Origin of the sequence: Nocardia caishijiensis NBRC 108228 (genome assembly GCF_001612825.1) — a bacterium.
In the GTDB taxonomy this organism is placed as follows: domain Bacteria; phylum Actinomycetota; class Actinomycetes; order Mycobacteriales; family Mycobacteriaceae; genus Nocardia; species Nocardia caishijiensis.
The window spans coordinates 280,739-303,122 of the sequence record NZ_BDBE01000030.1 but is presented as its reverse complement, the minus strand read 5'-3'; the positions used below and the strand labels follow the sequence as shown (position 1 = coordinate 303,122).

Here is a 22,384-nt window from a genome sequence, read left to right as displayed (position 1 = left end):
GTCGCGAATTTCGGCATCGAGTCAGTCACAGTCCATGACAGCGGCGTACCGGCGTGCTCAAATGGGTAGTACCAGCCGATCTTGAGGATCCAGGACCGGTCGGCGCAGCGTGAGGCCTGCCGGTGCCGAGGAAATCGAGTACTCGTGAACACCAATCCCAGCCACGTACGACGATACGAACTACCCGCCTTCGACGGCGAACCACCCGATGTGTCCGCCCGGGTCGGCGCCGACCTCGAAACACGGTCGACCACGACCGTCCTGTACGTGCGCGGCGACATCGACGCCTACACCATCACCCGCTGGCGTCGCGTCCTCGACGACGCCTTCCGACGCGCCTCGGAGAGCGGGCAGTTGGTCGTCGAACTCAACGGCGTCACCTTCATGTCCTGCCGATCGATCCTCGATCTGGCCTGCCGTGCCCAACAGCACCACGACACCCTCCGGGTCAGCGTGGTCAAAGCGGCCCCCTCGGTCGTCGACCGCGTCATCACCGCCGCCGGGCTCACCCCGTGGCTGACCGTGCACACAGACCTGGCCGACGTCATCCCGACGACGACCGATCCGCCCCGACCGAATCCGCGGGTGTGGACACACCACGAAATCGACCGGGGCACCCCAACACATCAGTGAAGAAGCAGTTCAGTTCTCTCGAGGAAGTTGTGCGATGCGCTATTCCGATCATCCTGTCTTCGACACCTCCGAACCGGCGGCCGAGCCGGACACCACCGTGGTCAGCTGGCCCGAACCGAGCCCACTGCAGTCGTGGTGGAACGACATCATGCACGGCGTGAAGCCGCCACGTGCCCGCACCGGCGGGCAGACGTCCTCCCCCCTGCCGCAGAACTAGTCCGATCGGTGCCGCAGGGCCAACCCCCGCCCTGCGGTGCCGTCCGAACTGGTCAACCGGTCGACATGGTTCCAGCCGAGATCATCAGATACGCGGTCATCAGGATGAACAGAAACCATCCGGCCCCCTGCCACACCCGCCACGACCGCCCGTCGCGATAGCGCTGATAAGTGTGGACGAACGCACCGATCCCACCGCCCAACAGCACCAGCGACGGACCGATCATCACAGCGGCCTGGGCGGGCGTGTCACACAGATGTGTCCGCGCGCCCGCGCAATTCGTACGCGTCGCGGCCCAGAAGTTCACCGCCGCGAAGACGAGCGCCGCGGCACCGATCACGCACCCGCCATACACCACGGCACGGCCGTACGCCTGGTCGTCATCGCCGTCGGCGGTCATGTCAGGATCGCGCCCGCCGTCCGTGCCCGCCCCGATCTGGTGGTCTTCGGCATCTCGACAGCCCTTCTCTCGCGGTCACTGGGGCGCTACCCACGCCGGAGCTGCCGAAACGCGTCGACCGCGCCAGAAATAACGGTTTAGTAACCCCGGTTTCTGGCAACTGTGAAGATATGACCCACTCACGTAATCGGACGCCGAATACGACGAGTACGGATCTGACCAGCACCGCCATCATGTTGGCCACCTGCGTGTTCTTCTTGTTCGGTCTCACGACCCTCACCGGATCCCTAGCCATCGCCGCCCTCGGTGCGCTCGGCCTGGCTGCCGCCATGGCCACCGCGACCAAAATGGTCGGCCTCAACAACCACCTCTGACCAGCGCCTACTCGATCAGATTCGCGCTCTTCAACCACTCGTAGGCGACGTCGGCCGGGTCCTCCCCGTCGATATCGACCCGACCGTTGAGCTCACGCATCAGATCATCGGTGAGCCGCTCGGAGATCGCACCGAGCAGCGGCCGAAGCTGCGGATGCGCCTCGAGCACCGCACCACGAACCACAGCGGTCCCGCTGTAGGGCAGAAAGAACTTCTTGTCGTCGTCCAGCACAACCAGATTCAGGTTCTTCACCCGGCCGTCAGTGGTGTAGACCATGCCGAACCGGCACGGCTCACCCTTGGCGGTCGCGGTGTAGACGACCCCCGCGTCCATCCTGGTGACGTTGCCCGAGGGCACCCCGTTCGGATCGTTGTAGGGAATGCCGTACTTCGCCAGCATCGGAATGAACCCGTCCGAGCGACTGAAGAACTCGTCGTCGACACAGAACGTCCGCTCTGCCACCGGAAGCTGCGCGACCGCCGACAGCGACCGCACCCCCAACCGCTCGGCCGTCGGCGTCGACGCCGCGAAAGCATAGGTGTCGTTGAAATTGGCGGGCGCCAACCACTCCAGATCGTGGTCACGCTTCTCCACATCGTGCACCCGCTGCCACAATTCCTGCGGGTCGACGATGGTCTCGGTCTCGTTGTGGTAGTTCACCCAGCCGGTACCCGTGTACTCCCACAGGATGTCCGCGTCACCGTTGAGCTGGGCCTGCCGCGACGACGCCGACCCCGGCGCACCCGTCAGATCCGACACGGTCGCGCCCGCCGCCGCCAGATACGTGGCGGTGATCTTGCCGAGCAACACGCCCTCGGTGAAGCTCTTCGACGTCACCGTCAGCTTCGCCCCGTCGAGCGGCCGCGCCCCATCCGGCAGGCTCGCGTCGTGGAATGTTCCCGACGAACTCACCAACCCACACCCCGCGAGCAGCGAAACACTCGCCACGAGCGCGCACACCAGCCGTTTCATGAGATACCCCGCGGCGTCGCGGCCAGCTCCACGAGCCGACCGAGCCAATCGATGACCAACGCCAGCAACCCCACCAGCACCGCGCCGGAGATGAGCAGCTTCGGCAGGAACAAGGTGACACCAGTCGTGATGAGCGTCCCGAGGCTGGTCGCGCCGATGAACGTGCTCAGGGTCGCGGTGCCGACCAGAATCACCAGCGCCGTGCGCACACCGTTGAGGATCACCGGCACCGCGAGCGGCAACTCCACCTGCACCAGCGTCCGCAATCCGGAGTACCCGATCCCCCGCGACGCCTCGATCGTGCGCTGATCCACCTGACGCAACCCGACGATCGTGTTCTGCAGGATCGGCAGGATCGCATAGACCACCAGGCCGACCACCGCGGTACGGAACCCGGTCCCCAACCAGAAGGTGAACAGCACGAGCAGACCGACCGCCGGGGCGGCCTGCCCGATATTGGCGATGTTCACCGCCACCGGCTCGAACCGGCGCAACGCGGGCCGCGTCAACGCGATTCCCAGCGGAATCGCGACGACCACCACGATCAATGTCGCCACCACCGTGAGCCGCACATGCTCGACGATCGTGGTCCGCAGATTCGCCCACCCCAGCGACGCCTGCTCGGTCGCGGTGAACGTCGAGGCCCGATACCACAGCACATACCCGATACCGATCACCGCGATGATCAACGGTTCGAACCACACATCGATCGGCAACGCCCGCAGCCGCTTCACGCGGGATCACCCGGCCCCGGCTCGGCCGCGACCACCGGCGTCGGTGTCGGGTCCGAACCGTCGACATAGGTCTCGTACGAGGTCTCGTCCTCGGCATTGTGCGCTTCGGCGAGCTTGGTCTGGATCACATCGGTCACCGCGCCGATACTGAGCGAACCGACCACCCTGCCCCGCCCGTCGGTGACCAGCGTGGCGCCCTGACTGGCGGCGAGCATGGCGTCGAGCGCGTCGTTCAGCGTGGACGACTGCGAAACCACCGGTAGCCGCCGATCCAGATAGTCCGACACCTCCGGCTTGCTCGCCACCTCCCGCAGCGACGGCCACGACCGCGGCCGGTCCGCCGAATCGACCACGACCACCCAGGTGTGTCCGGCGCGCGTCGCCCGACCGATCACCTCTTTCGCCGGTTCACCGATCCGCGCGGTCGTCACCGGATCGACCGCCACGTCACCCACCCGCGACACCGTCAGATACGCCAACTTCGCGCCCGACCCGACGAATTCCTCCACGAAGGGTGTCGCCGGATCGGTCAGAATCTCCTCCGGCCGTGCGTACTGTTCGACATGCCCGCCCTCGGACAGGATCAGCACCCGGTCGCCGAGCTTGGTCGCCTCCTCGAAATCGTGGGTGACCACGACGATGGTCTTACCGAGCTCGTGCTGGATCGCGATCAGACTGTCCTGTAGGCGAACTCGCGTGATCGGGTCGACGGCGCCGAACGGCTCGTCCATCAGCAACACGGGCGGATCAGCGGCCAGCGCCCGCGCCACCCCCACCCGCTGCTGCTGTCCACCCGACATGTCCTTGGGCAACCGGTCGGCGAAGGTGGCCGAGTCGAGACCCACCAGATCGAGCAGGTATTCGGTCCGCTCGGCGATGCGTTTCTTGTCCCACCCGAGCACCCGGGGAATCGCCCCGATGTTCTTGGCCACCGACCAGTGCGGGAACAACCCACCGGACTGGATGACGTAACCGATCGACTGACGCAGCTTGTCCGGGTCCTCCCTGGTGACATCGCGTCCGCCGATGAAGATCCGCCCCTCCGTCGGCTCGATCAACCGGTTGATCATCTTCAGGGTCGTCGTCTTCCCGCACCCCGACGGCCCGACGAACGCGACGATCTCACCTGCCTCGATCTCGAGGTCGAGCCGCTCCACGGCGGGCTTGTCCTGACCTTTGTACCGCTTCACGACCGAGTCGAGGACGATGGACGCACCGGTCACGTCACGTTCGGTCTGGTTGGTCACCGTGGTCATGCGAGCCCCTTGGCAATGGTGAGTCGTCCGAGCAGGACGAGCAGCGCGTCGAACACCAACGCGACGACGACGATGAGAATGGTTCCGGTGAGCGCCATTTCGAGCGCGTTCGCCCCGCCGAGTCGAGACAGCCCGTTGAAGATCAACGAACCGAGCCCGGGACCGAGCACATACGCGACGATGGCGGCGACCCCGACGATCATCTGCGTGGACACCCTGATCCCGGTGAGGATCACCGGCCAGGCGATCGGCAGCTCGACGGTCAGCAGGATCCGCCACCGCGACAACCCGATCCCCCGCGCCGACTCCACCACCGTGGCGGGCACCGACCGCAGACCGACGATCGCGTTACCGATCACCGGTAGCGCCGCGAAGAACGCCAGCATCAGAAACGACGGAACGACACCGAGTCCGAACGGCACGAGCAACAGGGCGAGCAGCGCCAGCGACGGAATGGTCAAGGCCACCCGGCTCGACGTGAGAGTCAAGGCCGACGCCAACGGCAGCCGGTACACCGCCACCGCGATCAACACCGCGACAACTGTTCCCACCAGCACGGTCTGAAAAGCCAGCGACGCGTGCTGATAGGTGAGAAAGGTCAGCACCTCGCCCCGACCCTGGACATAGCTCCACAAATTCACGGCATTCCCATCGTCGGGCTGGACCGATTCGCGCGCGATCGCCGGATACACCTGCGGTCGCAGACTAACCGATTCCGCTCACTCGACGGTGGATTCGCGTCAGGCCGCACTGGCGTAGTCGCGTGCGTCGCCCGCGATCACCGTGCTCGTGCGCCCGTCGACACCGACCGGGACCGGTCCACCGAGCGTGATCCGGGTGAGCCTCCGATGTGCGCCGTCGTAGTCGTCGACCGCGTAGTGCTGAGTGGCCCGGTTGTCCCAGATCGCCACATCGCCGAGCGACCAATCCCAGCGCGTCGTGTGTTCGAGGCGCGTCACCCGGTCCTGGAACAGCCGGAACAACGCACGCGATTCGCTACTGGAGACACCGACGATCTCCTTCACGAAGCAACCGAGCAACAACGCCCGCTCACCGGTTTCGGGGTGCACCTCCACGACCGGATGCTCGGTCTCGAAATACCTCGATTCGAATTCACGTCGATATGCCCGGCCGAAATCATCCGTCCGGTCAACGACATCGGCCGCATAGTCGTAGCGATTCGTGTGACGCGCGCGCAAGTTCTCCGCGAGCGACTTCAGCGGTGCCGGGAGCGAGTCGTACGCGGCGACAGTGGACGCCCAGGTGGTCGTGCCGCCGTATTCGGGCAGCGTCACCGCACGCAGGATCGATGCCTTCGGCACCCGATCCACGAACGTGACATCGGTGTGCCACACGTTCGATCGGGTCTGATGCGAGTCGATCGCCAGACTCTTCGCCCCGGCGGAGGTCACGGTGGGATGCGGCGTGGTCGGCACACCGAGCAACCGCGCGAATTCGTACTGCCCGTCCTCGGTCAGATGTTCCTGCCCGCGAAAGAAGATCACCTTGTGTTCGGCGAGTGCCGCGCGAATGGTGTCGACCGAATGCGCGTCGAGGTCGCCACCGAGGCGTACACCGTCGACGCGGGCACCGATGTGGGCACCGAGCTTCACCACACGCACGGTGTCGGCTGGAACGGACATTCGAGGGCCTTTCGATCGAACCTGCGCGAACAGGACACACGAAACCAGTCGCCGCGGGCGGCGAACAGCCTTTTGTTCACGATGAGCCGAAGGGGCCCCCCTCCTTCCTGTGCAGACCGGCGCAGCCGGTCATGTGGGGTCGATTAGTCGATATATGGTTAGATGCGCATATCTACCTAACAGCATGTTCTTTGTTTGCTATCGGTGTTCACGGATGCACTGCGGTCGCGGTGCCTTACATCGCGCCACCTGGCCCCACGGAACCTTCCTCGGCCCCAGCAGAATTCGGGCTCTTCTGATCACGACTCCCCTACCCTGGCCGAGGGCTGGCAGGATCGGACCGTGACTACCGCGAACCTCACCCGCTCCGAGACCGCCGCGCGATCCGCCACGGTCACCGTGCGCGACTACCGTGTCGAACTCGATCTGTCCGGCGCCGCCGATCACTCACGTGCGGGGTTCGCCACGACTACGACCGTCACCTTCGACGCGACAGTGGTGGAGACCTGGCTCGATTTCCTCGGTCTCGCAGTCGAATCGGTGACAGTGAACGGGCAAGAGGTAGCGGCCGACTACGACGGCGCACGTATCGTCCTGACCGGGCTGTCGGCAACGAACGTCGTCACGGTGCGCGCGGTCGGCGAGTACAGCCGTTCCGGTGAGGGTCTGCACCGGTTCCACGATCCGACCGACGACAGCACCTACCTCTACACCCAGTACGAGCCTGCGGACGCGCGGCGGGTGTTCGCGTGCTTCGAACAACCGGACATGAAGGCGCCGTTCACTTTCGTCGTCACCGCACCCGACGGCTGGGAAGTGGTCTCGAACCAGTCGGCCGACGCCGTGACCGTCGAGGGTGCCGACCAGACGGTGGAGTTCGCACCGACGCTGCCGATCTCCACCTATATCACCGCGGTCGCGGCCGGTCCGTATCACCGAGTCGAATCCTCTTGGAGCCGAGGGGAACTCACGATCCCGCTCGGTGTGCTCTGCCGTGCTTCGCTGGCCCGGTATCTCGACGCGGACACGATTCTCCAGGTGACCCGACAGGGCCTCGACTTCTTCACCGAGCATTTCGCCTACCCCTATCCGTGGGGCAAATACGACCAGGTGTTCGTTCCCGAATACAACCTCGGCGCCATGGAGAACCCGGGCCTGGTCACCTTCACCGAGGCTTACGTGTTCCGCGGTGCCGCGACGGCCGCGCAGTACGAGTGCCGGGCGAACACGATCCTGCACGAGATGGCACACATGTGGTTCGGCGATCTGGTGACCATGGTGTGGTGGGACGACCTGTGGCTCAAGGAATCCTTCGCCGACTACATGGGTGCGCTGGCCAGCGCGGAAGCCACGGAGTGGACCGATGCGTGGGTGGCGTTCGCGAATCGCCGGAAGGCATGGGCGTACCTGCAGGACCAGCTGCCAACCACGCACCCGATCGTCGCCGACATCACCGATCTCGAGGCGGCCAAGCTCAACTTCGACGGCATCACCTACGCCAAGGGCGCGAGCGTGCTGAAGCAGCTCGTGGCCTACGTCGGCCGAGAGGCGTTCTTCGCCGGGGCGCGACGCTATTTCCGGGCGCACGCCTTCGGCAACACGACGCTGACCGACCTGCTGACCGAGTTGTCCGCCGAGTCCTGCCGGGACCTGAGCGGGTGGGCGCGGGCCTGGTTGCAGACGACCGGAGTCTCCACCGTGTCGCTCGACGGCAATCACATCGTGCAGACAGATCCACGCCCGCACCGGCTCGCGGTCGGCCTCTACGACTTCGACCCCGACGGCAACCTCGTGCGCCGCGACCGGGTGGAGGTCGACATCGCCGAGGAGCGCACCCCGGTCACCCTGTCCCCCGCTCCCCTGCGGTTGCTCAACGACGGCGATCTCACCTATGCGAAGGTGCGCCTCGACGGTGATTCCCTCGCCACCGTGGAGCGTTCGCTCGATCGCGTACTCGACCCCCTGGCCCGCGGGCTGATCTGGTCGGCGCTGTGGAACGCCACCCGCGACGGCGAACTCGCCGTCGGCCGCTATCTGACAATGGCCCGTGATTTCGCTCCCGCCGAATCCAACATGGCCCTGCTCACCGCCGTCCTCGGCAACGCCTCCTTCGCCATCGCCCACTACCTACCCACCGCCGAACGCGACAGATGGCGGCACGAATGGCTCGAATCCTGCTGGACAGCGGTGCATTCGGCTGCTCCAGGTTCCGGCGAGCAGCTCGCGTGGGCGCGGGCCACCGCGAGTGCCGCCACCGTCGACGCGAGTCGTGCCACCGTTCTGCGCGCCATCCTGCTCGGCGACGCCGCCGCCCCGAAGGGCCTTGCCCTCGACCCCGATCTGCGCTGGGCCTTCTGGACGGCGCTGGCCGCGACGGGCGCCGCGTCCATCGAGGACCTGGACACCGAACTCGAACGCGACGACACCGCCTCGGGTCGCACCGCCCACCTGCGTGCCATGGCCGCCCGCCCGGACCAGGAGGTCAAAGCCGCCGCATGGTCACAGATCTTCGACGACACAACACTCACCAACGACCACCTCGACGCCGCGATCGACGGCTTCCGCGCGGGCGCTCGCCGAGACCTGATCGCCACCTATGACACGGAGTACTTCGCCCGTCTTCGCCCGACCTGGGAGCAGCGCAGCATCGAACTCGCCCGACGCATCGTCATCGGCCTCTTCCCTGCCGCCGACTCCCTTGCGCCCGTGGACAACTGGCTCACCGCGAACACCGAGGCACCGGCCGCCTTGCGACGGCTGGTGGTCGAACAGCGCGATCACCTCGCGCGCGAACTCCGCGTCCGCGGCCTCGGTTGCCCCTAAGTCGTCGGCGGTGTCGGCTTACCGCCGATGAACTGCTCGGCATTGGCTTTCGCCCATTCGCGGAAGGTGATGGCGCGGCGGCCGACGATGTCTTCGACGCTGGTGATCGGGAGGGTGTCGGTCGGCGGGGAGTAGCCGAGCAGGACGTTGTCGACGAACCACTCGGTGTTCTCGCCCATGCTCGGTGCCAGGGCGGCAATGGTCGCCGCCCGATCGGACTCGATGAAGGTGATCTCGCGACCGATGGCGTCGGCGATGTGGGCGACCTGTTCGACGCGGGTGATGACTTCGGGGCCTGCCAACGGGTAGGCGCGACCGAAGTGGGTGTCATCGAGTAGGGCGGTGGCGGCGACGGCGGCGATGTCGTCCATCGCGACGGGCGCGGTGGCCATGTCGGGCCGCGGTTCGCGGACCGCGCCGGTCTCGCGGATCTGTCGCGCCCACACCGTGCTGTTCTCCATGAAGTCGGCGGGCCACAGGTGTGTCCACGCCAACCCACTGTCCTCGACAGCGTTGTTCACACTCCCCCACCAACTGTCGGGTTCGCCGGACAGGTCGACGACATGCCGGACGCCGGACGCGGCAGCCAGCGCGAGCACCTCCCCGGCGACCTCTGGCGCGGGGGCGAGATAGATCCGTTCCACCCCGTCGAAGGCTCCGCCCAGGGTCTCCGGTCGTCGCAGATTGCCCCGCACCGGCACCACCCCGGCGGGCAGCGCCGCCTTCGCCGGGTTCACCGTCAACGCCCGGATATCGGACACCCCTCGCGCGACCAGTTGATCCACGACCTTGCGCCCCACACTGCCTGTTGCTCCTGTCACCAGGATCGTCATGACGTTCCTCTCGGTCGAACACTCGAAATCTCATCCTGCCGAGAAAATTCGGATCCCGCATATGGCAATTTCCGGTGCACAACGAAATCTATGGTGTGGCAATCTCATTCGGCCGATGCGTCCATTCGGTGATGTTTTTCCGGTATGACCGCTGGTGGGTTCACATTCGATGCAGACAGTGTGAAGATGATCTCGGGCCGAGATCCGGTCCGGCAGAGGATGTTCCGCCGGACGTAGGCGGGCAGACTGGAGGGGCAAGATGAAGAGATTCTGCGCGGTCGCTGTCCTCGCGGTCGGGGCTGTCGGCCTCACCGCCACCACCAACGCCCACGCCGCACCGACGGCCGCCCCGGTTGTCCACGGCACCGAGAGCGGAGTGGCGTTCACCGCGAGCCCCTCCACCGACGGGGCGGGACTCACCACCTCGGTGGTCGACGGCACCTTCACCCTCGCGGGCGGGACCGTCACGCTCGCCGATCGCGAGGGCCGCGTGGTCGCGTCGATTCCGACCCGGATCGCCTCGACCGCAGGCACATTCGATCTGGCGGCGTCGATCGCCGCCGACGGTCGTTCGCTCACGCTGACGCCGGTGGCCGCGCCCGCCGCCGTCACCGCCAACATGGCCGAGTTCGTCGACGAGGCGGCCGACACTCAGGCCCGTAAGCAGCACAACGCGGGGATCGGCGCGCTCATCGGTGCCGGAATCGGCGCTGTGCTCGGCTTCTTCCTCGGTGGTGTCGGGGCGCTGGTGACCATTCCGATCGGCGCGGGCATCGGCGCTCTGATCGGTTACTCCACGCCGTAGCGAGGCCGTGGTGGCCGACCCGTGGTCGGCCACCACCCTCAGCGACGCAGTTCCTGAGCCTTGGTCTTCACACCCTGCACCAGCAGCCGCCACGCGCCCGGATCACCTTGCAGCACAGCACGTCCGAGATCCTTGACCTGGTCGGCGGTGGCGTGCGGCGGCAGCGGCGGCACCTCGGGATCGCACCGGATGTCCAGGAGCACCGGCCGATCCGCGGCCAGAGCGCGGTCCCAGGCCGTGCCGATGTCCTCGGATCTGTCCACGTTGATCCCGACCATGCCCGCGCAGCGCGCGATGTCGGCGTAGGAAACGTCCGGAAGTGTCTGCGATTCCTCGAATTTCGGGGCGCCGCCCATGGCGCGTAGTTCCCAGGTGACCATGTTGAGGTCGTTGTTGTGGAACACGCACACGATGAGCCGTTGATCGGACCACCGGTCCTGGTAGCGCTGGATGGTCAGCAGTTCGTTCAGCCCGTTCATCTGCATGGCACCGTCACCGACCAGGGCGATCACGGGACGCTCCGGGTGGGCGAACTTGGCGCCGATCGCGTACGGCACACCCGCGCCCATGCTCGCCAACGTGCCCGACAGGGATCCCCGCATGGTGCCGCGCATCCGCAGGCAGCGGGCGTACCAGGTGGTGGACGAACCCGAGTCGGCGGTGACGATCGCGTCGTCGGGGATGCGCTGCGACAGTTCCCACACGACGCGCATGGGATTGGCCGGTTCGGCGTCGAGCATCGACTGGTTCTCCAGCGTCTGCCACCAGCGGGCCACATTCTCCTCGACCGTGTCACGCCAGGACCGGTCCTGCTTGTACCGGATCATCGGAATCAGCTGGCGCAGGGTGGCTTTCGCGTCGCCGACGAGGTTCACCTCGGTCGGGTAGCGCATCCCGACGAGGGCGCCGTCGAGGTCGATCTGCACCGCGCGGGCCTGATCGTATTCGGGCAGGAACTGGCTGTAGGGGAAGTTGGAGCCGACGATGAGCAGGGTGTCGCAGTCGCGCATCAGCTCGTAGCTGGGGCGGGTGCCGAGCAGACCGATCGAGCCGGTGACGAACGGCAATTCGTCGCTGAGTACGTCCTTGCCGAGCAGTGCCTTGGCGATGCCCGCACCGGTCAGCTCGGCGATCTCGAGCACCTCGTCCGCCGCGCCCCGTGCGCCCTGCCCGATCAGGACGGCCACTTTGGTGCCCGCTTCGAGTACGGCCGCCGCGCGTTCCAGCTCGGAGCGCACCGGTACCGACGTCGTCAGGGGTGCGCTCGGCGGGCTCGACGGCACCTCCTTGAAGGCGTGCGCAGGTGGTTCGTAGGGTTCCTCCTGGAGATCGGCCGGGATGATGACGGCCGTCGGCGCACGTCGCGCCAGGGCGGTGCGAAACGCCCGATCGAGTGCGTTGGGGAGCTGGTCGGCGACATTGACCTCGACGAGGTACTCGGACGCCACGTCCTTGAACAGCGCCTGCAGATCCACTTCCTGCTGGTAGTTGCCGCCCATCGCGCTGCGCGCGGTCTGCCCCACGATCGCCACCACCGGCACGTGATCGAGTTTGGCGTCGTAGAGGCCGTTGAGCAGGTGGATGGCACCGGGGCCCGAGGTCGCCGCGCACACGCCGACACGCCCACTGAACTTGGCGTACCCCACCGCCTGGAACGCCGACATCTCCTCGTGCCTGCTCTGCACGAAACGCGGTGTGTCGTCGGCCCGTCCGAAGGCGGCGATCAGGCCGTTGATGCCGTCGCCGGGGTATCCGAAGACCTGTTCGACGCCCCACTCCCGTAGCCGGGCCAGCACATGATCGCCTACCTGTTCGGACATGGTTCTCCTGTCGTCAGTCGGGCCACGTTCCGGTGAGCGACTGGTAGCCGGTGGCTCCCGCCCGGTCGACCGCGGCTTTCACCAGGCCGAAGATGGCCCCCTGCAGGGCCGCCGCCAGCAGCACTTCCCGCCAGGTCGCGTTGCGGGTGGTCGAGGTCGGCGGATCGCCGCCGTCGGCTACCGCACCCCACACCCGGTTGAACACCGCGCTCGCGGCGATCCCGCCGAGGACGCCGACGGCCATGCCGAGCGGTTTGTACAGCGTCTTCATGCGCGCCGCCGACGGGTGAGGAACCAGACCAGCAGAGCGGCGAACACCGCGGCCGCCGCAGCCGGAACCTGAGGTTTGCGGGCGGCGAGGTCGGCGGCCTGTCTGCCTCGGTCGACCACGGGGTCAGGGACCGACGACTCCACCTTGTCGACCACCTGTCCGGCCTTGTCGCGGGCCTTGTCGGCGGTGTGGAGCGCCTGGTATTTGGCGTCGGTGACGCGATGTCGCGCGGCCTCGGTGGTCTCGTGGACCTTGTCCTTGGTGCGGGCGGGGACGTCGAATTTGTCGGTGAGCTCGGCGACGGTCTCGCCGAGCTCTCGGCGGGCCTGATCACGGTCCCGGCGCAAAGCCTCCGGGTCGTCTGTCATCGTCTGCTCCCGTTCTTGATGGTGTCGATGTCGTCTTTGATGCCGTGCACGGCTTCTTGCGGCACGGGTGGCGCGGCCGAACTGACGTTCCTCTTCCCGACCAGCGCCAGGACCGCGCCGAGGCCGAGCAGGGCGACGCCGACGATCAGCGCGGCGGCCCATTCCGGCAAGACCAGGGCCAGGGCGAAGATCGCGGCAACGGTCAGGGCGATGCCGCCGTAGAACGCGATGAGTCCGCCCGCTCCCGCGATACCGGCGCCGCGGGCGATGCCCTTTGTGCGGTCCTGCATCTCGACGCGAGCCAGCTGGAGTTCGTCGCGTACCAGCCGGGTGATCTGCCGGGTGGCGTCGTCGACGAGTTCGGTGACCGACCGGGTGTGCTGCGTGGGCGGGCCGGTCTGCGTGTGCGCCATCGCGTTACCTCCTGTCCGGGTTCTCCCGATCGTGGGCCGCTTACCCGGCGCCGGAGCCGGTAAACAGTGGTTGTCGGACCCTGCTGACAGACTCTGCGCATGCGGTGGGCGGTGGCGGAGACGGGTGACGGTGGCGCTCGCCTGTGCCCGCTCGACCGTGCCGGTCGCCCGGCGGGTCCGGTGGTCACCGAGTCGTCGCTGGTCGAGGCGATCCGTACGCGCCCGCAGGTGCATCGGTGGGTGTGGCGATGCACGGCCGAGATCTATCGCGCGCTGCTCGCGGCGGGCGTGCGCGTGGATCGCTGCTACGACGTGCAGGCGGCGGAGGCCCTGTTGATCGGGTACGAGCAGGGGCAATCCGGCCAGCCTCGTTCGCTGGCGGCGGCCTGGGCACGGTCGCGCGACCTGCCCGTCCCACCGGACGCGCCCGCACGCAGCGCCGAGACGCAACCCTCCCTGTTCGATTCGGGTCCGGTTCCGCTGCCGCCGGGTACCGATGAGCTGACCGCGCTCGTCGAGGTGTACGCGGGTCAGCTCACGCGGGCCGCGCTGACCGAACACCCGGATCGGATGCGGTTGCTGATCGCGGCGGAATCGGCGGGCATGCTGGTGGCCACCGAGATGTCGCGCGCCGGGATTCCCTGGCGCGCCGATGTGCATCGCGAACTGCTCGACACCATGCTCGGTGACCGTTTTCCCGGCGGTGCGGAGCCCCGGCGAATGGCCGAACTCGCCGAGGAGGTGTCGCGGGCCTTCGGCACCCGGGTGCGCCCTGATCTCCCGCAGGACATCATCCGGGCCTTCGCGCGGGCGGGCGTCGCGCTGTCGTCGACGCGCAAGTGGGAGTTGCAGCGCGTCGATCATCCGGCCGTCGCGCCCCTACTGGCGTACAAGACGCTCTACCGGCTACACACGGCGCACGGGTGGGCGTGGCTCGAGCAGTGGGTGCACGGTGGCCGGTTCCGGCCCGAGTACCTGCCCGGCGGCACGGTGTCGGGGCGATGGACGACCAATGGTGGTGGCGCCCTCCAGATTCCGAAGGTGATCCGGCAGGCGATCCGGGCCGATCCGGGTTGGTGTCTCGTCGTCGCCGATGCCGATCAGATGGAGCCGCGGGTGCTGGCCGCCATCTCCCGCGACCCCGGTCTGATGGAGGTGGCCGGGCGGGGTGAGGATCTGTACGCGGATCTGGCAGCGCGTGGTTTCGGCGGCGACCGGGCCCAGGCCAAACTCGCGTTGCTCGGCGCCATCTATGGTCAGACCTCCGGCGACGCGCTCACCCACCTCGCGGGGCTACGACGTCGATACCCCGCCGCGGTGGCCTACGTGGACGAGGCCGCCTACGCCGGGGAGGAGGGTCGGCTGGTGCGCACCTGGCTGGGCCGGACCTGCCCGCCGGTATCGGCCACGCCGGAAGAAGTCGATGTGCCACCGGCCGAACGCAGCGGTTCGGCGGCCCGGGCCAGGGGCCGATTCACCCGCAATTTCGTGGTGCAGGGCAGTGCGGCCGACTGGGCCCTACTCGTGTTGGCCGCGTTACGGCAGGCGATCGCGCCGATGCGCGCCGAACTGGTGTTCTTCCAGCACGACGAGGTGATCGTGCACTGCCCGGCCGAGGAAGCCCCGGCGGTGGCCGAGGCGATCGCGGCGGCCGCCGACCTCGCGGGCAGGCTCACGTTCGGGCAGACCCCGGTCCGATTCCCCTTCACCACGGCGGTGGTGGACTGTTACGGGGACGCCAAGTAGTCGGGTCATTGGCTCGGTTCGGGGAGTTGGCATTCGCCGACCTTCGGGTTCATGCCGAGATAGTTCAGCGGGCCCGCGGCCACCGTGAGCGCGATGGTCCCCCAGTCACCGCAGTTGGTCGGGGTGTCGGTGAAGTAGTCCCGCTGGAACGCCGCGACCAGCCCGGCGAGCAGCCAGGCCATGACGAGCAGCGACAGGAGGGACTTGGCGGTCTGATGAGGTGGTCGGGCCTGGATTTCTCGTACTTCGCGCACTTCTCGATCACGGCGGTTGCGTCGTCCGCGCATCGTCATCGCATCCTTCCCACTCAGGGGTACCACGCGGATACCCCGTGTGATCAGCGCCAACCCTGCCCGTCACACCCGATCGCAGGCGTGGCGGAAGAACTCGATCTGATCGGCGACGACGCGGGTGCGCAGCGCCGGGTCGGTGTAGAAGGTGAAACGAGTACCAGGGTAGACGCGCAACCGGCCGTCGGGTGCTCGTTGCGCCAGCGGGTTTCGCGGCCGCGGGCGAGGGTGGCGCTGGGCGTCGGCGGAGGTGGTGACGGCGTGGGCGCCGCCCAGCGAGTTGCCCTACAGCAGGACGCACTCGGGGTCGATGCGATGTTCTGCGACCGGGTTATGGAACTGCGAGAATTCGTCGGCCCGCTCGCTAGGCTGACGACACCCCGCGCGAAACGAGTGCGCGATCCACCACGAGGAGCATCATGTGGCCGTCCGCATGGCCGTCGGCAGCTCGCGCCATCGCGACCACCCTGGCGGCATCGGTCACCGCCGCACGCATCCGCGACGAATCAGCCTTTCACGAACACACCGCTGAGCTGGCCGATCTGCCGACCGAGCAGGTGACCATCGTCGCGTCGGCCGTCATCCGCGAGCTCCTCGAGGCAGCCCACCCCGACGGCCTCGCCGCCGACGACATCCGCGCCGTCCTCACCGACGTCCTGCGCGGAGCGATCCCCTGGCTCCCCACCCTCGACCCGACCACCGTGGCCACCGCCCTCACCGGCGCCCTCGGCATCGATGAACACCCCGACCAGCCACGAACCGATCCCCACCCCGCAGCTGTCCTCTTGATCGGCCATCTCGCCGACACGACCCGGATCCCCATCGAAGACAGCATCGTCCGCGCCATCAGCGAAGTCGCCCGCGCCGAGACCGTCGAAATGCCCTGAGCTTCACTCGCATTCGGCACCCCCGCAGGGCGCAGCGCCCGACTCGCTGCGAAACCGTGCGCTCGCCCATCGCGGCGGTCGACTCACCGACTGGGGGTTCCGGTAGTAACCGCCGAAAAACCAACGGATATGCGTAGCCGGTAGCCGGTCGCTGGTGAGGCCCCAGTTCGGCCTGCGGTGATGACGGATTGCTGGTTGGCTTGGCTCCCAACGCTATTGGTTGGTGTGGGAGGTCGGGTTCGTGGCGACGCGGGTGTTCGCGGATGAGGAATTGGCGCGTCTGCGCGAGTTCCCGGAGATCGGTCGCGAGGAGATGTTCCGGTTCTTCACGCTCTCACCGGCGGATCTGGCGTTCGTCGATCCCGGTCGGGGTCGTGGTCCGGCCGATCGGCTCGGCATCGCGATCGCGTTGTGCACGTTGCCATGGCTGGGGTTCGTACCCGATCGGGTGGTAACCGCCCCGCCGGTCGCGGTAGCGCGGTTGGCCGAGCAGCTGCGCGTCGACGGTACAGAGATCCGTTCCTACGGACGCCGCGCCCAGACCCGCACCGACCACCTCCGGCTGGTCGCCCAGTACCTCGGGTGGCGGGCGGCCGGTGCGCTCGAACTCAAGGAACTCGACGAGTTCCTGCTCGCGCGGGCGATGGAACACGACTCCCCGACCCTGCTGTTCCGGTTGGGGTGTGAGTACCTGATCTCGGCGCGGGTGATCCGGCCCGGTCCGGTGAGCATGGTCGAACGCATCGCCCACGCCCGCGAGCAGGCCCAACGCGAAACCTACGACCGGCTGGCCCACGAGTTCACCCCGGCGCGCTGCGCGGAGCTGGACGCCCTGCTGACCACCGATGCCTCGCTGGGGGTTTCGCGGTTGCGGTGGCTGTCGACCGGGCCGGTGGAGGCATCGGCGGCCGCAGTGCGCGCCGAGGTCGACAAGCTGGCGTTCCTGCGCGGCCTGGGCGCGGATCGCCTGGATATGTCGGTACTGCCCGCCGAGCGGCGCCGGTTCCTGGCCACGATGGGGCGCCGGTTGACCCCGCAGGCTCTGGAGCGCCGGGATCCGCAGCGCCGGTATCCGATCCTGCTCACCGTGCTGGCCCAGTCCGGCACCGACGTGCTCGACGAGGTCGTGGCGTTGTTCGATCAGGCGATCTCGGCGAAATTCGGTGCCGCCGAACGCCGGATGCAGCAGGAACTGGCCGAACGTGGTAAGTCTGGCGAGGACCGCCAGGCGCTGCTCGACGACCTCCTCGCGATCGTCACCGATCCGGCGGTGGCCGATGAGGAGATCGGCGCGCTGATTCGTGGGGAGAGGATCGGGTGGGAACGCCTGCGTGCGGCGGTCGCGCAGGCCAAACCCCGGTTGCCGCGTGATCACGGGCATCTGGCCGCCCTGGATTCCTCCTACAACTACCTGCGCCAGTTCACGCCCGCGGTGCTCGCGTCGGTCGGGTTCGCCGGCGGCACCGCGGCGACCGAGCTGCTGCTCGCGGTCGACATGCTGCGCGAGCTCAACGCCACCGGGCGCCGCAAGGTCTTCGACGAAGCCCCGACCGGATTCGTGCCGACCAAGTGGCGCGGCTACCTCGACCAGGCGCGCAAGTCCGGCAGCGCGACCGCGTATCGGCACTACTGGGAGCTGTGCGTGCTGCTCGGGTTGCGCGACGGCCTGCGCAGCGGGGACGTGTTCGTGCCCGGCTCACGTCGCTACGCCGACCCGGCCGCCTACCTGCTCACACCTGAGCAGTGGGAACCACAACGTGGCGAGTTCTGCCGCCTGGTCGGGCGCTCGGCTGATCCCGGCGTCGCCCTGGCGGCCGTGGTAGACGAACTGCACACCGCGGTCGGTGAACTCGAGGCGGTGCTCGCTGAGGGCGAGGGTCCGGTACGCCTGGACGGCGAGTCCGGGGATCTGATCATTTCGCCGTTGACCGCCGAGGACGTTCCGGCCGAGGCGATCTCGCTCAAGGCCGAGCTGACCGAGATGCTGCCGTTCGCGCCGATCGTGTCGTTGCTGATCGAGCTGGACAAACGCACCGGCTACCTGGACTGCTTCACTCACGCCGGCGGCCAGGCCACCCGCACGCCGGAGTTGAAACGCAACTTGATCGCGGTGCTGCTCGCGTACTCGACCAACCTGGGCTTGACGCGGATGGCCGAGGCCTGCGGCATTTCCTACGACATCCTGTCCTGGACCGACGAATGGTATGTGCGCGAGGAAACCCTGCGCGCGGCCAATCTGGTGCTCATCGACTACCACCAGCGACTTCCGCTCACACCCGTGTTCGGCGCGGGCACACTGTCGTCGAGCGACGGGCAGCGCTTCCCCACGCGCGGGAAATCGACCACTGCCCGGCCGATGAGCCGATACTTCGCGAACGAAGGGCTGTCGACCTACACCCATGTCACCGACCAGCACGCGACCTACGGCACGAAGGTGATCGTGGCGACCAAACGCGAGGCCCACTACGTGCTCGACGAGATCCTGGGCAACGCCACCGATCTGCCGATCACCGAACACGCCACCGACACCCATGGCGTCACCCTGGTCAACTTCGGGCTGTTCGACCTGCTCGGGATGCAGCTGTCCCCGCGCATCCGGGACCTGGGCCGCATTACCCTCTACCGGCCGGGCCCGCGCGCGGCCGCCGAGGATCGGTTCCCGCACGCTGGCCCGCTGATGACCCGCAAGGCCAACCTGGAGTTGATCGCCGAGCACTGGGACGACCTGCTCAGGTTGGCCGGGTCGTTGAAGTTCGGGCACGCCACCGCGTCCCTGCTGGTCGGCAAGCTCTCGGCGTCCGGGCGTCAGAACACCCTGGCCGCAGCCCTCAAGGAGTACGGGGCGCTGCGGCGCACCATCTACGCCGCGAAATACCTCTCCGACCCCGACTACCGGCGCAAGATCGCCCGCCAGCTCAACAAGGGCGAATCCCTGCACGCGCTACGCCGCGACCTGCTCTACGCCCACGAGGGCATGATCCGGGCCCGCCAGCTCGCCGACCAGACCGAGCAAGCCTGGTGTCTGACCCTGGCCACCAACGCCGTGATCGCCTGGACCACCGAGTACTACGGGCTCGCCGTGGAGCAGATGCGCCGGTCCGGGCAGCGCATCGACGACGAGGTCCTGGCCCACATCAGCCCCGCGCACAGCGCCAACATCAACTTCTTCGGCGCGATCGAAGTCGACATCGAGGGCGAACTCGCACAGCTCGGCCCCACCGGTTACCGGCCACTGCGGGTACGCGACACCCTGTTCTGACGGGACTCGTACACTCCGAATAATTCAGCACTATCTGAATACATGGAAATCTGTATTATTGGGATTGTGGAAGCCGTATTGCATCGTGAGGCGCTGGCCCGGTTCGGGCACGCGCTGTCGGACCCGACCCGCACCCAGGTCCTGCTGAGCCTGCGCACCGGTCCGGCCTATCCCTCGGACATGGCCGAACAGATCGGGGTGACGCGCCAGATCCTGTCCAACCACCTGGCCTGCCTGCGCGGATGCGGACTGGTCGTGGCCGTCCCGGAGGGCCGGCGCAGCCGCTACGAGCTGGCCGACCGGCGTATCGCCGCCGCATTGGAAGATCTGCTCGGGCTCGTGCTCGCCGTCGATCCGGCCTGCTGCCCGGACTCGGACACACAGGGGTGCTGCTGATGTCGGCGCCGTTGGGAATGCCGTCATTGTCCTCGGCCGTCCAGGTCCCCGGACCGTCCGCGACGCGGAAAGCGTTGCTGGCGCGGCGGATCCGCTGGTTCGTCGCCGCGACCATCACCTACAACGTCATCGAGGCCATCATCGCGCTGACCGAAGGTGCCCGGGTGTCGTCCACCGCGCTGATCGGATTCGGTCTGGACTCGGTGATCGAGGTGTCCTCCGCGGCCGCGGTCGCCTGGCAGTTCGCCGGCCGCGATCCTGAGAAACGGGAGAAGGTCGCGCTGCGGATCATCGCGTTCTCCTTCTTCGCCCTCGCCGCCTACGTCACCATCGACTCGGTCCGCGCCCTGTTCGGCGTCGGCGAAGCCCAGCACACACCGATCGGCATCGGGCTCGCCGCGGCCAGTCTGGTGATCATGCCGGTGCTGTCCTATGCCCAGCGTCGCGCCGGGCGCGAGCTCGGCTCCGCCTCCGCGGTCGCCGACTCCAAACAGACCCTGCTGTGCACCTACCTCTCAGCGGTACTGCTGGTCGGACTGCTGCTCAACAGCCTGTTCGGCTGGTCGTGGGCCGACCCGATCGCCGCCCTGATCATCGCCGTCATCGCCGTCAAGGAGGGCATCAACGCCTGGCGCGGGGACACCTGCTGCCCCATCCCCACCGCGCTCACCGCCACACAGCAGACCGGCCACGACTGCGACGACTGCTGCGACTGACCAACCTCCGATCCGCGAAAGGGGTTGCCCCATGCCACGAATCCCGGACGCCGCCCGCACGGCCTACCACGACGAGATGCGGGCATCATCGTCGGCGAAGACCTCGTCCGACTCCGAGCAGCGCTGGGTCCATCTGGAACGCGCCCACATCCTGTCCCAGCCCGACCCGTGGCTGCACACCGGCAACCACATCGCCATGTTCGCCCTCGCCGTCCGCCAGCGCGACCGCCGTGAAGCCCTCGGCCAGATCGTGCGCATCATCGTCGCCGCGCCCGGCTCCCTGGTCGGGCGCGCCCCCGAAGGCAACACCGGCCGCGCCGCCGTCGGCCTGCGCCAGACCATGCCGACACCACCCGACCTCGCAGCGCTGCTGCACCCGGCGGCGGCATAACCGCACGAACCGATACCCCGGATAATGGGCTGTTATCCGGGGTATCGTGAGACCCGACCTGCGGCGGACCCACCGCCGCGCCTACACGAAGCGACCCCGTTATCCGGGGCAAGCCGGAAACGAGGGAACCGATGGCTGCGAAGGTGACCCGGCTGCGCACCGCGCCGACCCGCACCTTGCGCACCGCCGCCGAGGCGTTCCTCGACACGATCGGCTCGGCGAACACCCGCCGCGCCTACGGCATCGCGATCGTCAAGACCGTCGACCAACTCGACGGCCGCGACCGCGACGGGCTGATCGGTCACAGCCGGGCCCTGGCCTCGGTCACCGACGACGAGATCGGCGCCGCGCTGGAAACCCTGTGGGGCAGCGCGGCGGTCAATACCTGGAACGCGCGCCGCGCCGCAGTCGGCAAGTGGTTGAGTTGGTGCGTCGAGCAGGGATGGACCGCACCGACGCTCCCGGCCTCGGCCGGGCGATCGACCCCGCCGGACTCCGACACCCCGGTCCGCTCCCGCACCGCGATCGACCGGCTCATCGCCCGCCGCGAGATCCACGTCCGGGAGAAGACGCTGTGGCGGATGCTCTACGAGCCCTGCGCCCGCGCCGAAGAACTGCTCCAGCTCAACATCGAAGACCTCGACCTGGCCGCCCGCAGCGCGCCGGTGAAGTCCAAGGGCGCCAAACCCCGCACCCGCCGGAGGGGCGCCGCTCACCACGATCACGTCCTCGAGACCGTGTACTGGGACGCGGGCACCGCCCGTTTGTTGCCCCGGCTGATCCGCGGCCGCACTCGCGGCCCGGTGTTCGTGGGCCACCGCCGGCCGGGGCCCGGCAAGTACCTCGGCGAGCGTGATATCTGCCCCGACACTGGCCTGGCCCGGCTGTCCTACGACCAAGCCCGCGACCTGCTCGACACAGCCACCGCCGTCGACGGGCCCGGAACCGGCTGGGATCTACACGAACTGCGCCACTCCGGCCTGACTCACCTCGGCGAATCCGGGGCCAGCCTGCTGGAACTGATGGCCAAGTCCCGCCACTGCAAAGCCGAGAACCTGCGCCGCTACTTCAAACCGTCGCCGCAGGCGATGCGCGAGCTCACCGCGCTACTCGGTCCGGACGCCAACCGACGCTGA

The 22,384-nt window shown here is 67.8% G+C and carries 24 protein-coding genes; 12 read left to right on the top strand and 12 right to left on the bottom strand.

The window, feature by feature from the left end:
• Positions 1-144: 144 nt before the first annotated feature.
• Positions 145-633, top strand: coding sequence for an STAS domain-containing protein (locus NC7_RS14625; protein WP_067983286.1), 489 nt, complete (start codon positions 145-147; stop codon positions 631-633).
• 34 nt (positions 634-667) lie between these two features.
• Entirely contained in the window at positions 668-850 is a 183-nt protein-coding gene (locus NC7_RS14620; RefSeq protein ID WP_067983284.1) for a hypothetical protein, read from the top strand.
• 52 nt (positions 851-902) lie between these two features.
• On the opposite strand, the gene NC7_RS14615 is transcribed toward NC7_RS14620, so the two are convergent.
• Complete coding sequence (locus NC7_RS14615; RefSeq protein WP_067983282.1) at positions 903-1,250, bottom strand: hypothetical protein; 348 nt, start codon at positions 1,248-1,250, stop codon at positions 903-905.
• Between the two features lie 170 nt (positions 1,251-1,420).
• On the opposite strand from NC7_RS14615, the gene NC7_RS29155 reads away from it, so the two are divergent.
• Positions 1,421-1,624, top strand: a complete 204-nt coding sequence (locus NC7_RS29155) for a hypothetical protein (protein WP_157102009.1) — start codon at positions 1,421-1,423, stop codon at positions 1,622-1,624.
• 7 nt (positions 1,625-1,631) lie between these two features.
• On the opposite strand, the gene NC7_RS14610 is transcribed toward NC7_RS29155, so the two are convergent.
• The 5 genes from NC7_RS14610 to NC7_RS14590 all read right to left on the bottom strand — a co-directional run bounded on the left by NC7_RS14610 (position 1,632) and on the right by NC7_RS14590 (position 6,230).
• On the bottom strand, positions 1,632-2,597 hold the full coding sequence (locus NC7_RS14610; RefSeq protein WP_067983280.1) for a glycine betaine ABC transporter substrate-binding protein: 966 nt from the start codon (positions 2,595-2,597) through the stop codon (positions 1,632-1,634).
• Complete coding sequence (locus NC7_RS14605; protein WP_067983278.1) at positions 2,594-3,331, bottom strand: ABC transporter permease; 738 nt, start codon at positions 3,329-3,331, stop codon at positions 2,594-2,596. Before NC7_RS14605 ends, NC7_RS14610 begins: the two co-directional genes overlap by 4 nt.
• A complete protein-coding gene (locus NC7_RS14600; protein WP_067983276.1) occupies positions 3,328-4,587 on the bottom strand; it encodes an ATP-binding cassette domain-containing protein in 1,260 nt (419 codons plus the stop codon). Before NC7_RS14600 ends, NC7_RS14605 begins: the two co-directional genes overlap by 4 nt.
• Positions 4,584-5,228, bottom strand: a complete 645-nt coding sequence (locus NC7_RS14595; RefSeq protein WP_067983733.1) for an ABC transporter permease — start codon at positions 5,226-5,228, stop codon at positions 4,584-4,586. The genes NC7_RS14600 and NC7_RS14595 overlap by 4 nt, the downstream gene beginning before the upstream one ends.
• Before the next feature lie 99 nt (positions 5,229-5,327).
• Positions 5,328-6,230 carry a TauD/TfdA dioxygenase family protein gene (locus NC7_RS14590; protein WP_067983274.1) on the bottom strand — a complete coding sequence of 301 codons (903 nt, stop codon included), beginning with the start codon at positions 6,228-6,230 and terminating at the stop codon, positions 5,328-5,330.
• A 342-nt stretch (positions 6,231-6,572) separates the two neighbouring features.
• Here NC7_RS14590 and pepN point away from each other — a divergent pair, with 342 nt between their 5' ends.
• Positions 6,573-9,053, top strand: coding sequence for an aminopeptidase N (pepN, locus tag NC7_RS14585; protein WP_067983272.1), 2,481 nt, complete (start codon positions 6,573-6,575; stop codon positions 9,051-9,053).
• Here the strand turns inward: pepN and NC7_RS14580 are convergent.
• Positions 9,050-9,886: an SDR family oxidoreductase gene (locus NC7_RS14580; protein WP_067983270.1), complete on the bottom strand. Its 837-nt coding sequence runs from the start codon at positions 9,884-9,886 to the stop codon at positions 9,050-9,052. The genes pepN and NC7_RS14580 overlap by 4 nt on opposite strands.
• A 259-nt stretch (positions 9,887-10,145) precedes the next feature.
• Here NC7_RS14580 and NC7_RS14575 point away from each other — a divergent pair, with 259 nt between their 5' ends.
• On the top strand, positions 10,146-10,691 hold the full coding sequence (locus tag NC7_RS14575) for a DUF8020 domain-containing protein (RefSeq protein WP_067983268.1): 546 nt from the start codon (positions 10,146-10,148) through the stop codon (positions 10,689-10,691).
• A gap of 38 nt (positions 10,692-10,729) precedes the next feature.
• Here the strand turns inward: NC7_RS14575 and NC7_RS14570 are convergent, their stop codons facing one another.
• Genes NC7_RS14570 through NC7_RS14555 form a run of 4 tightly spaced genes read right to left on the bottom strand, consistent with a single transcriptional unit; the run spans position 10,730 to position 13,563 of the window.
• Positions 10,730-12,511 (bottom strand): thiamine pyrophosphate-requiring protein, encoded by a 1,782-nt coding sequence (locus NC7_RS14570; RefSeq protein ID WP_067983267.1) that lies wholly within the window; start codon positions 12,509-12,511, stop codon positions 10,730-10,732.
• A gap of 13 nt (positions 12,512-12,524) precedes the next feature.
• On the bottom strand, positions 12,525-12,782 hold the full coding sequence (locus NC7_RS14565; RefSeq protein WP_067983264.1) for a DUF4235 domain-containing protein: 258 nt from the start codon (positions 12,780-12,782) through the stop codon (positions 12,525-12,527).
• Positions 12,779-13,150: a DUF3618 domain-containing protein gene (locus NC7_RS14560; protein ID WP_067983262.1), complete on the bottom strand. Its 372-nt coding sequence runs from the start codon at positions 13,148-13,150 to the stop codon at positions 12,779-12,781. Before NC7_RS14560 ends, NC7_RS14565 begins: the two co-directional genes overlap by 4 nt.
• Complete coding sequence (locus NC7_RS14555; protein ID WP_067983260.1) at positions 13,147-13,563, bottom strand: phage holin family protein; 417 nt, start codon at positions 13,561-13,563, stop codon at positions 13,147-13,149. The genes NC7_RS14560 and NC7_RS14555 overlap by 4 nt, the downstream gene beginning before the upstream one ends.
• Positions 13,564-13,662: 99 nt before the next feature.
• Between NC7_RS14555 and NC7_RS14550 the strand changes: the two genes are divergently transcribed.
• The gene (locus NC7_RS14550) at positions 13,663-15,309 is read left to right on the top strand and encodes a bifunctional 3'-5' exonuclease/DNA polymerase (RefSeq protein ID WP_067983258.1); all 1,647 of its coding nucleotides are present in this window, start codon (positions 13,663-13,665) and stop codon (positions 15,307-15,309) included.
• A gap of 5 nt (positions 15,310-15,314) precedes the next feature.
• Here NC7_RS14550 and NC7_RS14545 read toward each other — a convergent pair whose 3' ends face one another.
• Complete coding sequence (locus NC7_RS14545) at positions 15,315-15,602, bottom strand: hypothetical protein (RefSeq protein WP_157102007.1); 288 nt, start codon at positions 15,600-15,602, stop codon at positions 15,315-15,317.
• 416 nt (positions 15,603-16,018) lie between these two features.
• Between NC7_RS14545 and NC7_RS14540 the strand changes: the two genes are divergently transcribed.
• The 6 genes from NC7_RS14540 (at position 16,019) to NC7_RS14515 (ending at position 22,384) form a co-directional block, all read left to right on the top strand.
• The gene (locus tag NC7_RS14540) at positions 16,019-16,486 is read left to right on the top strand and encodes a hypothetical protein (protein WP_067983254.1); all 468 of its coding nucleotides are present in this window, start codon (positions 16,019-16,021) and stop codon (positions 16,484-16,486) included.
• A 241-nt stretch (positions 16,487-16,727) separates the two neighbouring features.
• Positions 16,728-19,745, top strand: coding sequence for a Tn3 family transposase (locus NC7_RS14535; RefSeq protein WP_067983729.1), 3,018 nt, complete (start codon positions 16,728-16,730; stop codon positions 19,743-19,745).
• Positions 19,746-19,811: 66 nt separating this feature from the next.
• On the top strand, positions 19,812-20,141 hold the full coding sequence (locus NC7_RS29840) for an ArsR/SmtB family transcription factor (protein WP_067983252.1): 330 nt from the start codon (positions 19,812-19,814) through the stop codon (positions 20,139-20,141).
• Entirely contained in the window at positions 20,141-20,857 is a 717-nt protein-coding gene (locus NC7_RS29835) for a cation efflux transmembrane domain-containing protein (RefSeq protein WP_067983731.1), read from the top strand. Before NC7_RS29840 ends, NC7_RS29835 begins: the two co-directional genes overlap by 1 nt.
• A gap of 31 nt (positions 20,858-20,888) precedes the next feature.
• Complete coding sequence (locus NC7_RS14520) at positions 20,889-21,248, top strand: DUF3703 domain-containing protein (protein ID WP_067983250.1); 360 nt, start codon at positions 20,889-20,891, stop codon at positions 21,246-21,248.
• Positions 21,249-21,379: 131 nt separating this feature from the next.
• The gene (locus tag NC7_RS14515) at positions 21,380-22,384 is read left to right on the top strand and encodes a tyrosine-type recombinase/integrase (protein ID WP_067983249.1); all 1,005 of its coding nucleotides are present in this window, start codon (positions 21,380-21,382) and stop codon (positions 22,382-22,384) included.